The 17466-nt window shown below is 42.0% G+C and carries 16 protein-coding genes; 6 read left to right on the forward strand and 10 right to left on the reverse strand.

The window, feature by feature from the left end; translation table 11 throughout:
* The first annotated feature begins 91 nt into the window (after positions 1-91).
* Together IPM95_01705 and IPM95_01710 are read left to right on the forward strand one after the other, a co-directional pair.
* Positions 92-796 (forward strand): tetratricopeptide repeat protein, encoded by a 705-nt coding sequence (locus IPM95_01705; protein ID MBK9328032.1) that lies wholly within the window; start codon positions 92-94, stop codon positions 794-796.
* 38 nt (positions 797-834) lie between these two features.
* Positions 835-1311, forward strand: coding sequence for a 6,7-dimethyl-8-ribityllumazine synthase (locus IPM95_01710; GenBank protein ID MBK9328033.1), 477 nt, complete (start codon positions 835-837; stop codon positions 1309-1311).
* Positions 1312-1450: 139 nt separating this feature from the next.
* Here the strand turns inward: IPM95_01710 and trxB are convergent, their stop codons facing one another.
* The 3 genes from trxB to yajC are packed head-to-tail and all read right to left on the reverse strand — an operon-like array spanning position 1451 to position 3423.
* Positions 1451-2383, reverse strand: coding sequence for a thioredoxin-disulfide reductase (gene trxB, locus IPM95_01715; protein MBK9328034.1), 933 nt, complete (start codon positions 2381-2383; stop codon positions 1451-1453).
* 57 nt (positions 2384-2440) lie between these two features.
* Positions 2441-3034 (reverse strand): dephospho-CoA kinase, encoded by a 594-nt coding sequence (locus tag IPM95_01720; protein MBK9328035.1) that lies wholly within the window; start codon positions 3032-3034, stop codon positions 2441-2443.
* A 56-nt stretch (positions 3035-3090) separates the two neighbouring features.
* Positions 3091-3423, reverse strand: coding sequence for a preprotein translocase subunit YajC (gene yajC, locus IPM95_01725; GenBank protein MBK9328036.1), 333 nt, complete (start codon positions 3421-3423; stop codon positions 3091-3093).
* 145 nt (positions 3424-3568) lie between these two features.
* On the opposite strand from yajC, the gene IPM95_01730 reads away from it, so the two are divergent.
* Both IPM95_01730 and IPM95_01735 read left to right on the forward strand, forming a co-directional pair.
* A complete protein-coding gene (locus tag IPM95_01730; GenBank protein ID MBK9328037.1) occupies positions 3569-5092 on the forward strand; it encodes an aldehyde dehydrogenase family protein in 1524 nt (507 codons plus the stop codon).
* A gap of 47 nt (positions 5093-5139) precedes the next feature.
* Positions 5140-6024 carry a WG repeat-containing protein gene (locus IPM95_01735; protein MBK9328038.1) on the forward strand — a complete coding sequence of 295 codons (885 nt, stop codon included), beginning with the start codon at positions 5140-5142 and terminating at the stop codon, positions 6022-6024.
* 44 nt (positions 6025-6068) lie between these two features.
* Here the strand turns inward: IPM95_01735 and IPM95_01740 are convergent, their stop codons facing one another.
* The gene (locus IPM95_01740; GenBank protein ID MBK9328039.1) at positions 6069-6827 is read right to left on the reverse strand and encodes an enoyl-CoA hydratase/isomerase family protein; all 759 of its coding nucleotides are present in this window, start codon (positions 6825-6827) and stop codon (positions 6069-6071) included.
* Positions 6828-6851: 24 nt separating this feature from the next.
* Positions 6852-7235, reverse strand: coding sequence for an SRPBCC domain-containing protein (locus IPM95_01745; GenBank protein MBK9328040.1), 384 nt, complete (start codon positions 7233-7235; stop codon positions 6852-6854).
* Between the two features lie 89 nt (positions 7236-7324).
* Here IPM95_01745 and IPM95_01750 point away from each other — a divergent pair, with 89 nt between their 5' ends.
* Both IPM95_01750 and IPM95_01755 read left to right on the forward strand, forming a co-directional pair.
* On the forward strand, positions 7325-7972 hold the full coding sequence (locus IPM95_01750) for a dienelactone hydrolase family protein (GenBank protein ID MBK9328041.1): 648 nt from the start codon (positions 7325-7327) through the stop codon (positions 7970-7972).
* Between the two features lie 67 nt (positions 7973-8039).
* Positions 8040-8903, forward strand: coding sequence for a septal ring lytic transglycosylase RlpA family protein (locus tag IPM95_01755; GenBank protein MBK9328042.1), 864 nt, complete (start codon positions 8040-8042; stop codon positions 8901-8903).
* Between the two features lie 62 nt (positions 8904-8965).
* Here the strand turns inward: IPM95_01755 and IPM95_01760 are convergent, their stop codons facing one another.
* The 5 genes from IPM95_01760 to IPM95_01780 form a co-directional block, all read right to left on the reverse strand.
* The gene (locus IPM95_01760; protein MBK9328043.1) at positions 8966-9217 is read right to left on the reverse strand and encodes a T9SS type A sorting domain-containing protein; all 252 of its coding nucleotides are present in this window, start codon (positions 9215-9217) and stop codon (positions 8966-8968) included.
* 453 nt (positions 9218-9670) lie between these two features.
* A complete protein-coding gene (locus IPM95_01765) occupies positions 9671-11077 on the reverse strand; it encodes a T9SS type A sorting domain-containing protein (protein MBK9328044.1) in 1407 nt (468 codons plus the stop codon).
* Positions 11078-11118: 41 nt separating this feature from the next.
* Positions 11119-12711 (reverse strand): GMC family oxidoreductase, encoded by a 1593-nt coding sequence (locus tag IPM95_01770; GenBank protein ID MBK9328045.1) that lies wholly within the window; start codon positions 12709-12711, stop codon positions 11119-11121.
* 121 nt (positions 12712-12832) lie between these two features.
* Positions 12833-13789 (reverse strand): hypothetical protein, encoded by a 957-nt coding sequence (locus IPM95_01775; protein MBK9328046.1) that lies wholly within the window; start codon positions 13787-13789, stop codon positions 12833-12835.
* Positions 13790-13850: 61 nt separating this feature from the next.
* A complete protein-coding gene (locus IPM95_01780) occupies positions 13851-17399 on the reverse strand; it encodes a PD40 domain-containing protein (protein ID MBK9328047.1) in 3549 nt (1182 codons plus the stop codon).
* Positions 17400-17466 lie beyond the last annotated feature (67 nt).

Here is a 17466-nt window from a genome sequence, read left to right on the forward strand (position 1 = left end):
GAAACGGCAATTGTCTCACTTTCGTGGATAAAAATTTTTATAAATCCGCCAAAAATTGTACCTTTGCGCTCTGTTTTTTAAAGCAAATAGTATGTCAAAGAAAAAAGGTACAAACAACGAACACGATATTCTGAAAGAAGGAAACGAAAAACTGACGGAAGTATTCAGCAATGCCGAATACTTTTTCGAACAATACAGAAACATTATTTTAGGCGTTGCAGCCGTTTTAGTGATTGGCGCAGGCGGATGGTGGGGATACACCAATTTCATCAAAGGCCCCAAAGAAACCAAGGCTAAAGATGCGATTGTATATGCACAACGCTATTTTGACTCTGACTCCATGAGCCTTGCGCTGAAAGGCGACGGCACACACCTTGGCTTTGAAGCCATCGCCAAACAATACGGCGGAACCGCTGCAGGCAACAGAGCCACCTTTGGTGCGGGCGTTTGCAACCTGAAATTGGGCAAATATGCCGAAGCCATCAAATACCTGGAAGATTTCAGCACGGATGATGCTGTATTAACCGCCCGCAAATTCGGCTGTATCGGCGACGCCTATGCAGAGCAAAACCAGATGGATAAGGCTATTGACAACTACAAAAAAGCGGCGGATGCTGCAGACAATGAAGTGACCGCCCCTACCTATCTGTACCGTGCCGCATTGGCCACCGAACAAAAAGGCAACAAAAAAGAAGCACTGGAATTGTATAAGAAATTAAAGACAGGCTACCCGAATTCTCAGGAGGGCATGTTCTCTGAAATTTCCATCGCAAAACTGGAGGCGGAAACCTTGTAATCTGCCACAGCGATTTATCTAACAGTTCAACCTAACCTATGGCGTCTGCACTTCAAAACCTTTCCGATTACGACACGCTCAAAGTGCCGGATGGCAACGGGAAGGCGTATGGGATTGCAGTGGCTGAATGGAACAGGCATATCACCTTTGAATTACTGAAGGGCTGTGTGGGAACGTTGCTGCAACACGGCGTTTTGGATAAGGACATCCATGTGCAGTTTGTACCCGGTACCTTTGAACTGCCCTTTGCCGGAAAGAAACTGGCTCAGACACACCACCTGGCGGCTGTGATTTGCCTGGGCTGTGTTATCAAGGGGGAAACCGACCATGATGTCTATATCAATACCTCAGTGGCAAATGCGCTGCAAACCTTGAACATCGAATTTGATATTCCGTTTCTATTCGGCGTACTGACGCCCAATAATGAACAACAGGCCATTGACCGCTCCGGCGGCAAACATGGTAATAAGGGCGTGGAAGCCGCTGTCAGTGCTCTAAAGATGAGCGGCCTGTAATTTTTTCTACTGATTTATTAAACCAACAATAAACTCTATTTTTAAACTGTCTGATTTTTAAGGACACTTACATCCAGCGGGCGCTTTGGCCAAAGCAATCCCCGGTGGCCGGAAGATGGATAGTGGGATATTTATTGCATTAATGAAAATGCTCTGCCAGATAGCGCTCGGCATCCAGAGCCGCCATGCAGCCTGAACCTGCAGAGGTGACAGCCTGACGGTAGATCTTATCCTGCACATCACCAGCGGCAAATACACCACTGACATTGGTTTTGGTGGAACCCGGAATTGTCATGATATAACCGGTTTCATCCATATCCAGCCATCCTTTGAAAACATCCGAATTGGGTTTATGACCGATAGCCACAAAGAAGCCTTCCAGTTTAACTTCTGTCACTTCATTAGTGGCATGGTTCTTTAAACGAACCCCTTCTACCTTCTCCTCTCCCAATATATCCTCGGTTTCGCTGTTCCAGTAGACCTTAATAGTAGGTGTCTTCAGCACCCTTTCCTGCATAATCTTGGAAGCGCGCATTTTGTCACGCCGGACAATCATGTGTACCTGCGGACAGAGATTGGATAAATAGAGCGCCTCTTCACAGGCCGTATCTCCGGCCCCTACAATCGCCACTTCTTTTCCTTTATAAAAGAAACCGTCACATACGGCACAGGCTGATACACCACGGCCGTTCAGCTTTTCTTCAGACGGGATACCCAGCCATTTTGCTTTGGCACCCGTAGCGATAATCACCGCATTGGCATGGATTTCTTTTTCATCATCCACCCACACTTTATGTATTTTTCCGGAGAAATCAACCTTAGTGACCAATCCGAACCGAACTTCCGTTCCTACGCGTTCCGCCTGTTTTTGAAAATCATCCATCATCTTCGGCCCTGTTACCGCATCTGGATAGCCCGGGTAATTTTCCACGTCTGTAGTGGTCATCAGCTGGCCTCCGGGCTCCAGTCCGGTATATAATACAGGTTTCAGATTTGCTCTCGCAGCATAAATCGCGGCAGTATATCCCGCAGGACCTGCACCAATTATCAGACAGTTTACTGTTTCAGTCATTTTTTAAAATTAAGTCAGAGAATTATAGAGTATAACGTACAACGAAATTAAAAAGTTCTATCCGGATAATTCAATTAATCGCTGATGAATTGTCAACACCTGCCCTATCAACGGTGCCGAGTGATCATTGTAAATCACAAAATCAGCCTTCTTGATTTTCTCTTCTTCCGGCAGTTGTTTAGCCACCCGTTCCATCACTTCCTCTTTGCTGGCTTTGTCCCTTTTCATCGTCCGGGCAACCCTCTCTTCCAACGGAGCAAATACGGTGATGGTTTTATCTAAAAAAAGATGGCTGCCGCTTTCAAACAGAATCGCCGCTTCGTAGAGCGTATAAGGTTTATCTTCGTGCTGCATAAACCACTGCTGGGAATCATTAAAGACGGCAGGGTGAACAACAGCATTCAATTGTGCCAGTAATGGCTGGTTCTGAAAAACCCTTTCTGCAATATATTTCCGGTTAAGCTGACCGTCCGTTAGATAGGCATCCATACCAAAGAGTGCAATCACCCTGTTTCGGATGTTTTCATCCTTGTTCATCAGAGCTTTAGCTCTGTCATCTGCATAATACACGGATACACCGAGGGTTTCAAAGATTCGGCAGACGGTCGTCTTACCGCTTCCAATTCCACCTGTTATACCCACCTTTAACATGAAAAAATTAAAAAAAAACTACCCCGGCAAATCTGTTCTGTACAGGGTGAAAAAAATTATGCAGGCTGAGCAACCGCGTTCAACGGTTTAGACAATTCAGAGTTGATGGCAGATTTCTCTATTTTCAATCGGGTCGGGCCATCCACCTGGATTAAAAACGTTTTATCCTCCTCGTTTACTGAAACTATTTTTCCGTGAATACCGGCTACGGTGATGACTTTATCACCGGCCTTTAGCGTGTCAATGAAATTTTGCGCCTCTTTTGCTTTTTTGGATTGCGGACGTATAAGGAAAAAATAAAATACCACAAACATCAACGCCATCATAATCAGGGTTGGCAAACCTGTTCCGGATGAACCTCCGGCTTCTAATAAGAATAATAAGTTCATAAATCTATTTTGTACTACAAAGCTATGATGTAAAACACACTAATCAAAATATACTTATTTAATCTTTCAAATAGAGCGTTACAGTTCACATTTTATTAACTTTACCAACTGAAACAGATTTAGAACTTTCCTAAACAATCATTCTATGCAATTCCTGAAAAATTTAACCATTCAAGATATCAATTCAGGCACCTCTACCGGAACACAATGGATAGAAACGGCTGTTTTACTCGACTCTTTCTCTCCTGTTGATGGTCAAAAGATTGCCTCTGTGCAACTCACCGGCAAAGACGCTTATGAAGATGTTATCCAAAGGGCACAGGAGGCTTTTATAGTTTGGCGAATGGTGCCGGCACCCAAAAGAGGCGAAATCATCCGACAGATGGGCGACGAATTCAGAAGGCATAAGGATGATTTAGGCAGATTGGTTTCCTGGGAAATGGGCAAAAGCCTGCAGGAAGGTTTAGGGGAAGTTCAGGAAATTATAGATATCTGCGACTTTGCCGTCGGACTTTCCCGCCAGCTATACGGATTGAGCATGCACTCCGAACGCCCACATCACCGGATGTATGAACAATGGCACCCATTGGGAATTGTGGGCATTATCACAGCTTTTAATTTCCCGGCAGCCGTTTGGGGCTGGAATGCGATACTCGCCTGGGTATGCGGTGATGTATGTATATGGAAACCCTCTGAAAAAACGCCTCTGACGGCTGTCGCCTGCCAGAGAATAGCAGAAAAGGTTATAAAAGCCAACAATCTGCCGGAAGGTTTATCCTGCCTGATAACAGGCGACCGGCAGGTAGGTGAATGGATGGCAGGTGATGAGCGCATTCCGCTTATCTCCGCAACCGGATCTACGAGAATGGGTAAAGAGGTAGGAAAAATGGTGGCTGCCCGTTTAGGCAGGAGTTTACTGGAACTGGGTGGCAATAACGCCATCATCCTTACACCGGATGCAGACCTGAAACTGGCAGTTGCCGGTGCCGTATTTGGTGCCACCGGCACCACAGGGCAACGTTGTACCACTACAAGAAGGTTAATAGTACATCAGTCTATCTATGAGCATTTTAAGGAACAATTAATTAATGCCTATAGCCAGCTGAAAGTGGGAAATCCATTAGAAGAGGGTATCCATGTCGGACCATTAATTGATACTCATGCAGTCAGCAACTATCTGAAGGCAATAGACGCCTGTAAAGAACAAGGCGGCAGATTTATAGTGGAAGGTGAGGTTTTAACTATAAAAAACTATGAATCGAATTGTTATGTAAGACCGTGCATAGCGGAAGTCGATACCCAGTTGCCAATTGTACAGACGGAAACCTTCGCCCCTATTTTATACCTGTTAAAATACGACAAATTAGAACAAGCCATTGCATTGCAAAATGCAGTTCCTCAGGGATTATCATCCGCAATAATGACTCAAAATATGCGGGAAATGGAATTATTCCTGTCTGCAGCAGGGTCAGATTGCGGTATAGCAAATGTGAATGCAGGTACCTCAGGTGCAGAAATCGGCGGGGCTTTTGGAGGTGAAAAGGAAACAGGTGGCGGCAGGGAGTCCGGTTCGGATGCATGGAAAGCGTATATGCGCCGACAAACCAGTTCTGTCAACTATGGAAGCGACCTGCCATTGGCGCAGGGGATAAAATTTGACCTAAAATAACAACTGATATTCATTAAATCTGTTAATTTTATCTGAAATAATTATACATGAGAAAACTGCTTACAATTCTTTTATGCTCGACAGGGCTTTTCCTCTCCGCTCAAAATGACGCCTTGTTTTTCTATATGAATGCCGGAAAATTCGGTTTTGTGGATCCCGCTGGAAAACCGGTCATCCCACCGACATATTGTTATGCCGGTAACTTTTCGGAAGGAATGGCGGTGGCTGCAAAGGGAGATAATGCCCTATCAGCTCCTAAAGGATATATCAACACAAAAGGTGTTTTTGTTATTACACCTACTTATTCCGCAGCAGGAGATTTCAGTGAAGGGCTTGCAAGGGTACAGGTGAATGGCAAATGGGGTTATATAGACAAAAAAGGCAATATGGTTATCCAGCCGCAATTCCAGCTTTGTTATGAATTTAAAAACGGCTATGCGCAGGCACAACAGAAAAACCTTTGGGGCTTGATAGATAAAACGGGCAAATTTGTTATCAAACCTACCTATTACAGCCTGACGGATTATACCGGTAAAGTATTGGGAGCCCAGAAAACCGTATTTAGTGAATGGAATTTAATGGATATACATGAATCCGCCATTTCTCTTAAAGGCTTCAGTAAAATAGGAAATTTTGGAAACGGACTGGCGCCGGCACGGAATGTGGAGGATAAATGGGGATATATCAATGAAAAAGGTGATTGGATCATACAGCCGCAATACAGCAATGCTCATACCTTCAATGAATATTCAGCTGCGGTGGAAGTGGATTTTTCAAAATGGGGATTCATCAATCCCAAAGGCGAATTTGTAATCGAACCGCAATATGACCGACATGCTGTCTTTAAGAATGGAATCGCGATTGTTGAAAAGGGAGAAGATATCCGGCTGATCAACCCAAAAGGAGTTACCGTCTACCAATACAAGAAATAACAGTCGATTTAAAGAAAGGGGAAATAGCCTGACATTCCTGTCCATTATTTATTTTTCTCAAATCCTCTGAGAAATTCTGTCCTGTCGGTTATCTCTGTTTTGAAATTGCTTTCAATCTGTAATCCTTCCGCCAACGTGGTATCCATTCCGTCATTGTAGAGTTTTTTCATAGCGGCAATGGTTTGGGCTGAATTTTGCAGGATGTCACCGGCCAATACCAGCACTGCATTCTCCAGTTCTTCCGATGCTACAGCCCTGTTTACCAACCCGATTCTCTCAGCTTCTTTTCCGGTGATGGGTTTGCAGGAAAAGGACAACTCTTTCGCTTTTATCACACCCACCAATCTGGGTAACCGCTGTGTCATACCCCAGGTGGGCATAATACCCCATTTGGCGTGTGTGTCTCCTATTTTGGCATCTTCTGCAGCAACAATCAAATCAAAGAACAACATCAGTTCGGTTGCGCCGGTATAACAATGTCCGTGCACCTGAGCAATGGCCGGTTGCGGCATATTACGAAGCAGACATGCAATCTCATTACCGTCTTTAATAATCTGGTCTGCTGTAAACTGCCCGTCAATAAGGCTTTCATTCATAGCCTTTAAATCCACCCCTGCTGAAAAAGCCCTGCCTGCTCCTTTTACTATTAACACTTTGCAATTCGTATCGACGGCAATTTCCTGCAAGGCATTTTTCAACTCCCGGATGAGATTTGGAGTCAGCGCATTCAAGGTCTTAGGGCGATTTAGAACAATCGTAGTTATCTGTCCATTATTCTCAATGATAATATCCTTATATTCCATAAAAGAAGAGTCTTACTTGTTTTTTTACCCCTGTTCATAAAAATCAGTCAACGCACCAAAATACTGGTCATTCCAGCCTGCTACAATAGCATCGTAATCTTCATCCGGGATATTGGTGTGGCGCAGTTCTACGGAAGTTCCCTGCTTGTGTTCATGCAGTAAAACAGTAACAATAGACGGCTCAGCCTGTTCGCCAAAATACCATTCCTGCACAATTTTCTTATCTTGCTCAAACTCCAGGTTCATTCCGGTAATACTGCCATCCCATAATGAAAACTCTGTATCAGGTTCCGCTTTCATCTCCACCTCATCACCAGTCCAAAGACGGATAATAGCAGGATTTGTCAATGCCAGGTATACCATTTCAGGCGGTTCGGGCAGGATGTAGTATCTTTTATAATCTTTCATTGTAGGTCGCTATAAAAGTAAGGCATAAAAACGGAACATTAAAAAATATTGAGTGTTTTAAGTATTTTGGAACATCATTTTCTACAATCATGGTACAAACACATTCAATCACCACCTCTAAAACTGCCCGTGTTTTTACACACGGTGTTTTATCGCCTAAGACTAGATTAATCTGGATTGTGGCACACGGGTATGGATTCTTAGCGGAATATTTTATCAAAAAATTTGAAGAACTGAATCCGGATGAACATTACGTGGTTGTTCCGGAGGCGCTAAACCGGTTTTATTTGAAAGATATGACCGGCCGGGTTGGGGCATCCTGGATGACAACGGAAGACCGGGAAAATGAAATATCAGATTACATTTTATACCTGGATAACGTTTACCAAACATTAATTTCACAAACAGACGCTAAAATCGTTGCTTTAGGCTTCTCTCAGGGTGCATCTACCATTGCCAGATGGGCGGTTAACACCTCTAATAGGTTGAACCGTATAGTTTTTTGGGGAGGAAGTATACCAAACGACTGTTTTAATCAAATCGAAAAGCTGAATTCATTCTCTCCTTATTTATTGGTAGGCGACGCAGATGAGTTTATTTCAAAGGAGCGGCTGGAAGAGGTAATGAAAACATTTATTAACACTGGGTTAACATTTTCACATATATTTTACAAGGGAGGACACGCAATTTTAACCGAACCTTTAATGCAACTCTCTGCTGCCTTAACAGAGCCGTAAAAAGCCGGCAGTACCTTTGCAAAGGACTTTTTAGGCAAAAGCTAAGTTCAATAAACCAATAGTTGCCATGAAAAAGATAGTTATTTCTTTGCTTATTGTTATTCCTTTCTGTATTGCAAACGCGCAGGTTGAGTTTGGAACAGCGTCCTATTACGGAGTTAATTTCCATGGAAAACCAACCGCCAGCGGTGAAATCTATTCTCAAAATAAACTGACTGCTGCACACAAGTCCTTACCATTGGGTACCATTCTTAAAGTCACGAATGCACAAAACAATAAATCCGTTTATGTAAAAGTGAATGACAGAGGCCCATTTATAAAGGGGCGAATCGTGGATGTGTCCACTAAAGCGGCCGAACTGCTGGGGTTCAGAAATAAAGGAACGGCATATGTGAAGCTCGAAGTGGTGGAGCCAGGTTCCATTTCAACCGATTTGCTCGAGAGCACCGCCGATATTGCACAACAAAACGGTATTCAGGAATACGATAGTAGTTCAAATAACAATGTAAGCGTTCTTAAGCAAGAGGATACATCAGCATCCGCCTCTAAAACGGCTACTGCGCCTGCAACTACATCCTACCAGGCCAATAACAAGGGTAAAAATCCTCCGTTAAAGTCAACAGATTTAATTGAAGACAATGCCATTACGAACCGTTCCCCATATTTCGTAATTACAAACATAGACAAAACCAAAACAGGTTTTTTCGGCCTGCAGTTAGGCGTTTTTTCAGACATGAATGCCGTATTGGCGTTGATAGAAGAACTGGAAGCGAAGTATAAACAGACGATGGCGGTTCAACAGGTAAAACTACAGGACAAGACGGTCTATAAATTACTGGTCGGAAAATTTCAGAACAGAGCTTATGCAGATGCATTGAAATCAACCTTATCCGATAGATTCAAAGATGCATTTGTAGTGAAATATGAGTAAAAGCAGTTAGACACATATACTATAAATGCTGCAATTAGCCATTTGAGTCTTTTGTATTTATATTAGTGCTTTATGAATGTTCTGGTATCTGATACATCACCAATTTGCAACCTTAAAAAATAAGTGCCCCTTGCAAAAGAAGAAAGATTTATATCATACTGAAATTCATTTTTATTGGCATTTTGATCTTCAAAATGGTAGCAATTTCTGCCATTAACATCTATAATATCAACTATAGCGCTATTCTTTTTATCAGAAGTTGCCTTAACTGTAATATTATTATTGCTCGGATTTGGAAAAATTGAGAATTCCATTTTACTTTCGATACTGTTGATCTTAACGCCAGTAACCAGTTTATTTACTGTCCATGTAACCGTACTAAAATGTGCTGATGTATGATTATTTACCCTCAATAAATCAGTCGTATCAGTAACAATAACGGTAAGGCTATTAGATGGGTTTGTTAAAGAAACCTGATTGATAGTTACTGAATCGACATTTTTGCAAAAATATTACCGATTTTCATCTTTTAATTTCCCCGGAGTTTTAGTTATACCTTTATAGGTAAGCATTGTAGCTGTCTTATTTTTATTATACTTGATAATGATCAATAAAAAAGCAATTGTATCAGGTTGCTGACTATTAGTCCACTCTAAAGTTTCATTTGGGGAATCCATAATTTTTCTTTGACTAGCACTACATGCAGATAAACATAAAACAATAGTGGGAAATATTATTATCAGTAAAAGCCGGTTCATTTATTAGAGTTATTTTTTTACAAATGATGCCATGAAAATTTTATCATCCTCTGTAATTACTAACTGATACCATCCATTTGTTAAATTACTTACATTTATTTTATTATAACCCGATAATGATTTAATAGTAAGTATTTCATGTAATATACAATTATAAATCGAAATAGTAGCCTTATCCGAAATAGCCTTTGAAATATTTATAAATAATTCATCTGTAACCGGATTGGGATAAACGGTAAATTTATCAGAATCTTTAGTACTGATTCCTGTTATGGAGAAATTTAAAGGAATCGTTCCATTCCAATTATGATAACCGCTGTTACACAAAGAAGCCACATTCCAGCGGATATGTCTTGTCGGGTCAATTTTCACGCCCAATGTATTGAAGGTCGTTTCGTAAAATACCACTTTATCACTGTCATCCGTCAATCCAATTTTGTAGCGGGTTACACCTGCTACACTGTTCCAGCTAAGCACAAACGAGTCGGACGAAACAGCTGTTGCCAACAAGTTTCCGGGTGCATCACAAATGACCGATTGCGGTATCTCTTTATTTTTGAAGAAATCCCAGGCGGTGGTGTTCATAGCTATATCCTGTGTTGTCTTACCTAAAATACCGGCAAAGATGTCGTTTGCTCCCGGCCATACATGCCCGCCATTGATGATCTTATAAAAGACTTGTTGAGCATCCTGCGCACAGTTTTGATAAGTGTACGTAACTACGCGCGTACCATCGTTTCTTAAATCAGGTAAAGTATCGATTACAGGTTCCGCATTACAGTTATTTTTTAATTGCCAAAAATGCCTGACAGAGTCTATACCCGGAAAATTAGAAGGAATACCATAATAGGGTGTCACCGGATCCGCCGTTCCGTTGAAGGCTGCCATATGAATGGGCCTTGACGGAACACAGCTATTCAGATTATCAAAAACCATACTCGCCACATCGGGCGCAATGGCTGCCACCCTGTTCGTCGCATCACAGGCCAGTTTATAGCTCATAAATCCGCCTGCAGAGTAACCCATGGAATATACCTTTTGCAGGTTGGCATTGTACAAGACAGCCGCCCTGTCCATCAAATCACCTAAGAATCCGATATCGTCCACATCTGATGAAATAAAGAAAAATGTACCAGAATTCCAGCGTAAGTCCACTCCTTCCGGATAAATGGCGATACACCTGACGGAATCAGCAGTCTTGTTGAATTGTGAATAATCCATCTGAAATTGAGCCGTTGTCAGGAAACCGTGCATATTGATGACGACCGGTAAATTTTCAGATGGGCTGAAATTTCTGGGCAGGTATACATAAAAATTTCTGGGCTTGTTTTGCCATCTGATCTGGTAGTATTTCTGCGCGCAACTGTTATTCACCAGAAAAAAAACTATTCCTATAACAAGTAAGATTCGTTTCATATCTATGATTCAATATTAAATGAAAAAGATTATGCATCTGTTCATGCAAACTCCGGATTATCATTTTTCATTGGTATCAGACTCATGGCCCGTTCAGATATAGCAGTAATGCTCAAACTCGGATTTACTCCGGGATTGGCAGACATCATACTGCCGTCGCAGACCATCATATTTTTATAGTTGAAGACATGATTATTTTTGTCAATCACACCGTTGGAAGCGTCTTTACCCATACAGGCTCCGCCCAATATATGAGCAGTCGTGGGAATACCCAATAAAGTTTCTGTACTCATCACCATCGCTTTGCCGTTCACAATCTTTTCAATCTTATGCGCAAGTTCCTGTGCTTTTGGATTGAAAGCAGTTGGTGCCGGGCCGGTATCCAGATTTGTTTTCATAAAACCTGTTTTGGTTCTTTTCAGGCTTAAAGTAGAATCGATACTTTCCATATACAACAGGATCTGGGTTTTCTTACTCCAGTCATCCACAAAGAACACCTTAAGGTTATCCAGCGGATGCATAAAAAAGTCTTTCAGCATATTGAAGAAGCGAATGAAAATATTTTTCCCCTGTACCATCGGTGCCATGAAGATCCGCCAGAACCCAGCTCCTTCCGAATACTTAACCGGTTCAATATGTCTGTGTTCATCAATATTGACGATAGACCCAATTGCAATGCCTTCTGAGAATGAAACGTCTTTATCGTAAGTTGTAACACCTATCAGGCTCTCCGAATTGGTGCGGATGCCGGTACCCAGTTTTTCCGATAATTTCGGTAACGAACCTTCTTTCAGCTTCAGCATTAAATCCATCGTACCCAACACACCACCGGCAAATATGACACCTTTGGCTTTCACGCTGCCTTTTTTCGGAAACCAGGACAAGGAATCCTTGTATTTGATTTCATAACCTGCACTGCCGTCTTCACTCAAAGGAGAGACATCATACACTTCTTTTTCGGCTATGATTTCTGCGCCTGACTGTTGTGCAAGGTGCAGGTAGTTTTTATCCAATGTGTTTTTAGCATTGAAGCGGCAACCCAGCATACAACCGCCACATAAGTTGCAACCGGTTCGGTCAGGACCTTTGCCTTCAAAATACGGATCGGGAACAGTTACACCGACCTTACCGAAATAGACGGCTACATCTGTTTTGTCAAAGGCTTTCTCATCCCCCATATCTTTTGCCAATTGCAGCATGGCTTTGTCACTGCGGCTCATATACGGATGTTTTTCTGCACCCAGCATTTTTTTTGCGGTCGCATAAAAAGGTTTTAAGGTTTCTTCCCAGTTCTCCAGCCCGTTCCAGTGCCCGCTGTTGTAAAATTCCGATTTGGGTACAGGCAATGTATTAGCATACACTACGGAACCGCCGCCTACCGCTACTCCACTTAGGATGGCTACATGTCGGTAGAAGGTCAGTTTAAACAAGCCCTGCATACCCAGCTTTGGCATCCACATCCATTTGCGCAGGTTCCAGTTGGTTTCCGGAAAGTCTTCGGGTTTATTGAACCATTTTCCCTTTTCAATCACCAAAACCTTATATCCTTTTTCTGACATTCGAAGGGCGGAAACGGAGCCGCCGAAGCCGCTTCCTATGATTACATAATCGTAGTCTAAAGTGTGTGTAGCCATGTGGTCATACTAATTTGAAAAACAAATTACGAATTAAATTCATTTAAAGAATGAATTTAAGATAAGAAGCAAAAATTTGATATGATCTGTTGAGGATATAAGACAATCTGCGCAGGAACAATTAACTGTTTCTGAACTGCTCCCAGGCTTTTTGCGCCAATTTGAAGGTTAAATATTCTATATAATAACTTCCTTTAACGGCATCTTCAATTTCAGCAAAGTAGGCTTCCTGCTGTAATATGTGATGAACATTTCTGGCAATGTGTTTACCAAAATCAGAATTCCCATTATGAATATCATGACTGTTGATGATAACAGCGTCACTGCCGCCCAAAACAGCGCTCATCGCTGCCGTCGTGTTACGCAGGATATTGGAATATTCATATTTATCGTCCCCATTTTGTATGGCAGTCTCACAAAAAACAGTAAGCTGATACGGTTCATTCTTTAATTGACAAACCTGCTTCCACAGCCAGCGAAACGCCCTTAATCTGGCAATTTCAAAGAAATAGTTTTGGCCGGTATAAAAATGAAATCTATTTACACTAATATCCCCTTCTAAACCTTTTTGCAGGGCATATACTAATTCACTGATTATCGTCTCCTGCTTAGGTATAAGAATAACTGGAGTACAACTGTCTGGTATTTCATGTTCCAGCACCGATTTATTATCCTTCAAGTAATCCTCAAAATAAACAGGCGCAATATTCTTCAAAATCCCATTTGTAAGACAATCGGTTTCAGAGGCATCCAATAATGTATGTTTCAGGTTAAAAATGATGGATGTGGCACCATAGTTTAACGCATGCAATGCTTCCCTGTTCGCTTCTTTTATATCATCCACAATAACCCGTTCAGTAATCTGCCATCCTCCGGATGATTTGGGTGGAATCTGAAGCTGGTATTTTTCATTATCTTCTTTTGTATAAAATGGCAGGACATCAATACCTTCTTTTGAATGCCAGATCAGCTTATCATAAGCATCACCCTTTAAATCACGGATGATTTTTTCTTTCCATTCTGCGGCAGAAACCGGAGGAAATTGTTCGAAGATACGATCGTATGGTTCTGTTGACATGCTGCAAAGATAAAAAATTTGTATGGGGTCATCGGCATATAGATACGCTTTTTTAGGACCGTTAGTCTATACTTAAGATTTTTATCTCCACACGCTGATTCAAGGGATTATCGGGTTTCTCCGGCAACAGCAGTTTTGTTTTTCCATAGCCTTTGTAGCTAAGACGGACCGTAGAAATGCCCTTACTGACGAGGTAATCTACGCAGGTTTTAGCACGGCTGCCCGATAGTTTCTGACAGAAATTATCATCACATAAGCCGTTGGTATGTCCACCAACCTCAACCTTCAGCTTGTTATTTTTTTTGAGGAATGCAACCACCTTATCCAATTCAGGGTAAGAAGGAATCTGAAGATAAGAGGCATCCGCGACAAAATAAATATTGTTGACCTGTGCAACGGCGCCAACTTCGAGCGGCACGCTGAATAAATCATATTCCTTTTGCAGTTGGGTATTATTGCCTGTTTGCTGCTGCACTTTTGACAATGAATCAATCGAACGCTTTAACGTCAGCACTTCCCGCTCCTGTTGATTTTTCAGGGCATCCAGTTTGGCTTTATCCTGTTCCATCTTCAATTTCTCGGCAGCCAGCTTATCCCGTTCATCCTGCATTTGTGCCAGCAAATCGTCCATCTGTTTTTTCTCCAGTTCCAACCTGCTTTTCTCCGATTCCAGTGTCGCATTCTGAGAAGCCAGCTTATCTTTTTCCACAGAAAACTTTGTACGCTGTGTCTGTAAATCGATAATATCCTTTTCCAAATCCTGTTTGCTGCTGCCCAGTTTATCCAGCATATCTGTCAGCCGCTGAGAGGCAGCCTTCTGCGCTTCCTGAATGGAATCTAATTTGGCTTTCTCATCCGCCAGAACTGCTGAATGTTCGGGTTGCACTAATGCTTCAGAACGTACAGGAGCAGTTGGTGTATCTTCAGATTTCTGTTCAGGAAGAACTATAGCTTCTGCAGCCGGTGCGGAAGCTACGGCAGGAGTCTCCTCTGTAGTTGTATTATTACCAACAGGAACAGACAAATCTTTATCAGGCATTTGAACATCCGTATTTCCTGATAAAAGCGGTGCCTGTGTTGTTACCTGAGGCTTTTTTAGCTGAGCCATTTCATCCTGAAGTTTTTTTAATTTTTCCTCATATTTTAAAATAACTGGATTGGAGTTTGCTGAGAAGGCTGGTGATGGCAGGCTGCTAACTGGTATTGTACGACTGATATCAGAAGCCGGAGCTGAATTTGTTTTTGCAGGAGTTGGAGCAGAATTAACTGCAAACGTCGGATTCTTTTGCTGCTTTTTCAAATCATCCAGTTTTTGCTGATACGCATCATAATCCTGCGAAAACTTATCCTCCTGTTTTTCTTTAGGAGGCTGTGGGTCATAAGGTTTCTGTTGCCATGGATTGGATTCTAATTTATTGCTTTGTCCAACTTCCCGTTGCTGCTGTTTCAAGGCATCCAGCTTTTGCTGCAAAGCATCTGTCGTCGCACTTGTGGTGGCTGTGGGTGCCGTCGGATTTGGATAATCTATGGCCGGGTTAATTGGTTTGTTATTCGTATAAACTGTCGGTGACGATGCAGAAGATCTGACAGATGCCTGTGTCTGCTGCTTTTTTAACGCATCCAGTTTTTGTTGTAATTCATCCGTAACAGGATTATTTGTCTTAAATACAGGTGTTGGAGTTGCCGGTGCAGAAATTGCAGCCGGGTCAATTTCATTGGTAACATAATTAGGCTGACTTGCAGCTGGTGCAGTTGTTCTGTTGACGACGGAAGGGGTTGTAACAGCAATCGGCAAATCTTTTTGTGCCAACTTCGACAAATCATTGTTATTCGGATTTACAGTTGGATTATTTCTTATGTTTTCCTGTGCAGCCAGCTCTTCTCTGCTCAGTACTTTTCTGGCAGGTTCAGGCGCCTTATAAGGTTCTATCGAATTTACAACTTCTTTCTTTACAGCCGCCTGGGGTGTGACAGGTACAGCTGCATTTACCGGCTTGGATTGTTGTTGCACAACCGGAGAAGAACTGATTTGACTCTGCTGCTGTTTCAGGGCATCCAGTTTTCGCTGCAATTCGTCCGTTTGTGTATTAGCGGCAACAGGTTTGAAAACAGTAGGTGATGTTAGAGGTTGTTGCGCAGGCTGATTAAAAGTTGCTGGAATTGCTGGATCAGTATTTGATGTCGATACCAGCCTGCTGATATCAACCGGTTCCGGCCGGATTTCTTTAGGCAGTTTAATTCGATACAAATCATTTAAGCCGAAATAGGTTTTTCCACTGGAAAAATAGGCATAATCACCGGATGCGGGAATAGTATAATAAATATCCATTTCATCCGTATTGATCTTATCACCGAGGTTCAGTGGTTTGCTCCAGTTCGTCCAGGTGTTATCCAGCCGTTTGGTCATATACATATCATAGCTGCCAAATCCCGGCAACCCTGCTGAAGAAAAATACATCGTTTTACCATCTGCGGCTAAAAAGACACTCCCTTCAGAGCTGACAGTATTTATAGTGGGTCCCAGATTTTTGGGTGCCGACCAACTGCCATCACTGTACTTATGAGAAACATATAGATCCAGATCACCGTAGGAATCCGGACGTTGTATAGCCATCAGAACCGTTTGTTCATCCAGGCTGACATGATAATGGGCAAATTCATTGTCATTCACCAGGTTGGGAATATCCAAAGATTTTGGTTTGGACCACTCTCCGTTCTTTTGTCTGGCAGAATATGAAAGACCGTTATAATTATAGGAGTTGCGGATGTACTTGTTTGCCGTATATAATTTATTATTATCACTACTGATAAAACAAATGAAATTATTGTTTTCATTGTTCAAGGGCGGACCGATATTTTCGGCTTGGGAGAACTTACCATTTGTCATGATATAGGAATAGTAAATATCGTCGTTGTGTTCCTTGCCAATATTTTGCTCCGCAAATTTTCGGGTGAAATACAACCTGCTTCCATCAGGAGAAATCATCGGCAGATGATCATAATACTCTGAATTGACATTGGGACCTAAATTCTCAGGAAGCCCGACGGTTTCGCTGTATTTTATCACATTGATGGATTGCAGATATGGTGTCGTAGCGGAAGAAATTCCAATACAATCAATCTGCTGCATGCCAATCACCGCATCTGTATTGAGTATCAGTTTCAGTTTTACCACATTATAGGTGGGCTTAATCTTAAAATATGTCAGCACATCATACATCTTTTGGGTAGGAAAAGGTCGTAAATTTTCATAAACACTAATTTTTTTACCGGAGTTATCATACAATATGATTTCTGCGACAGAGCCGGAGTTCAGCGTTTCTCCAATTATCACCTGTTGAACAGTCTGCGGGTGACTGAAACCAACAGTGATGGACTCTTTTCCAGCCTGTGATTTGGCGGGCGCCCATGCCAGTACCGATTTACCATATTTCATGGTATTCGGATAGCCCAATACCTGCATTGCCCTGTACCTGTTTGAATTTTCTGGTATGTCCTTGTCCCTGTATTCTGATGAGAATTCAATCAGCTGGAAGGCCCATTGAACATTTTGTCCATAGGATACAATATTATCGATAAATAAAATACAAAAACAAAAAATGAGTCTCATACATTAACGCCTGTTGAAAATAATGAATCTTCAGAAATTTAAAGATAAAATACAAGTTTTATACCAA

The sequence above is a fragment of the Sphingobacteriales bacterium genome (assembly GCA_016719635.1).
In the GTDB taxonomy this organism is placed as follows: Bacteria; Bacteroidota; Bacteroidia; order Chitinophagales; family JADIYW01; genus JADJSS01.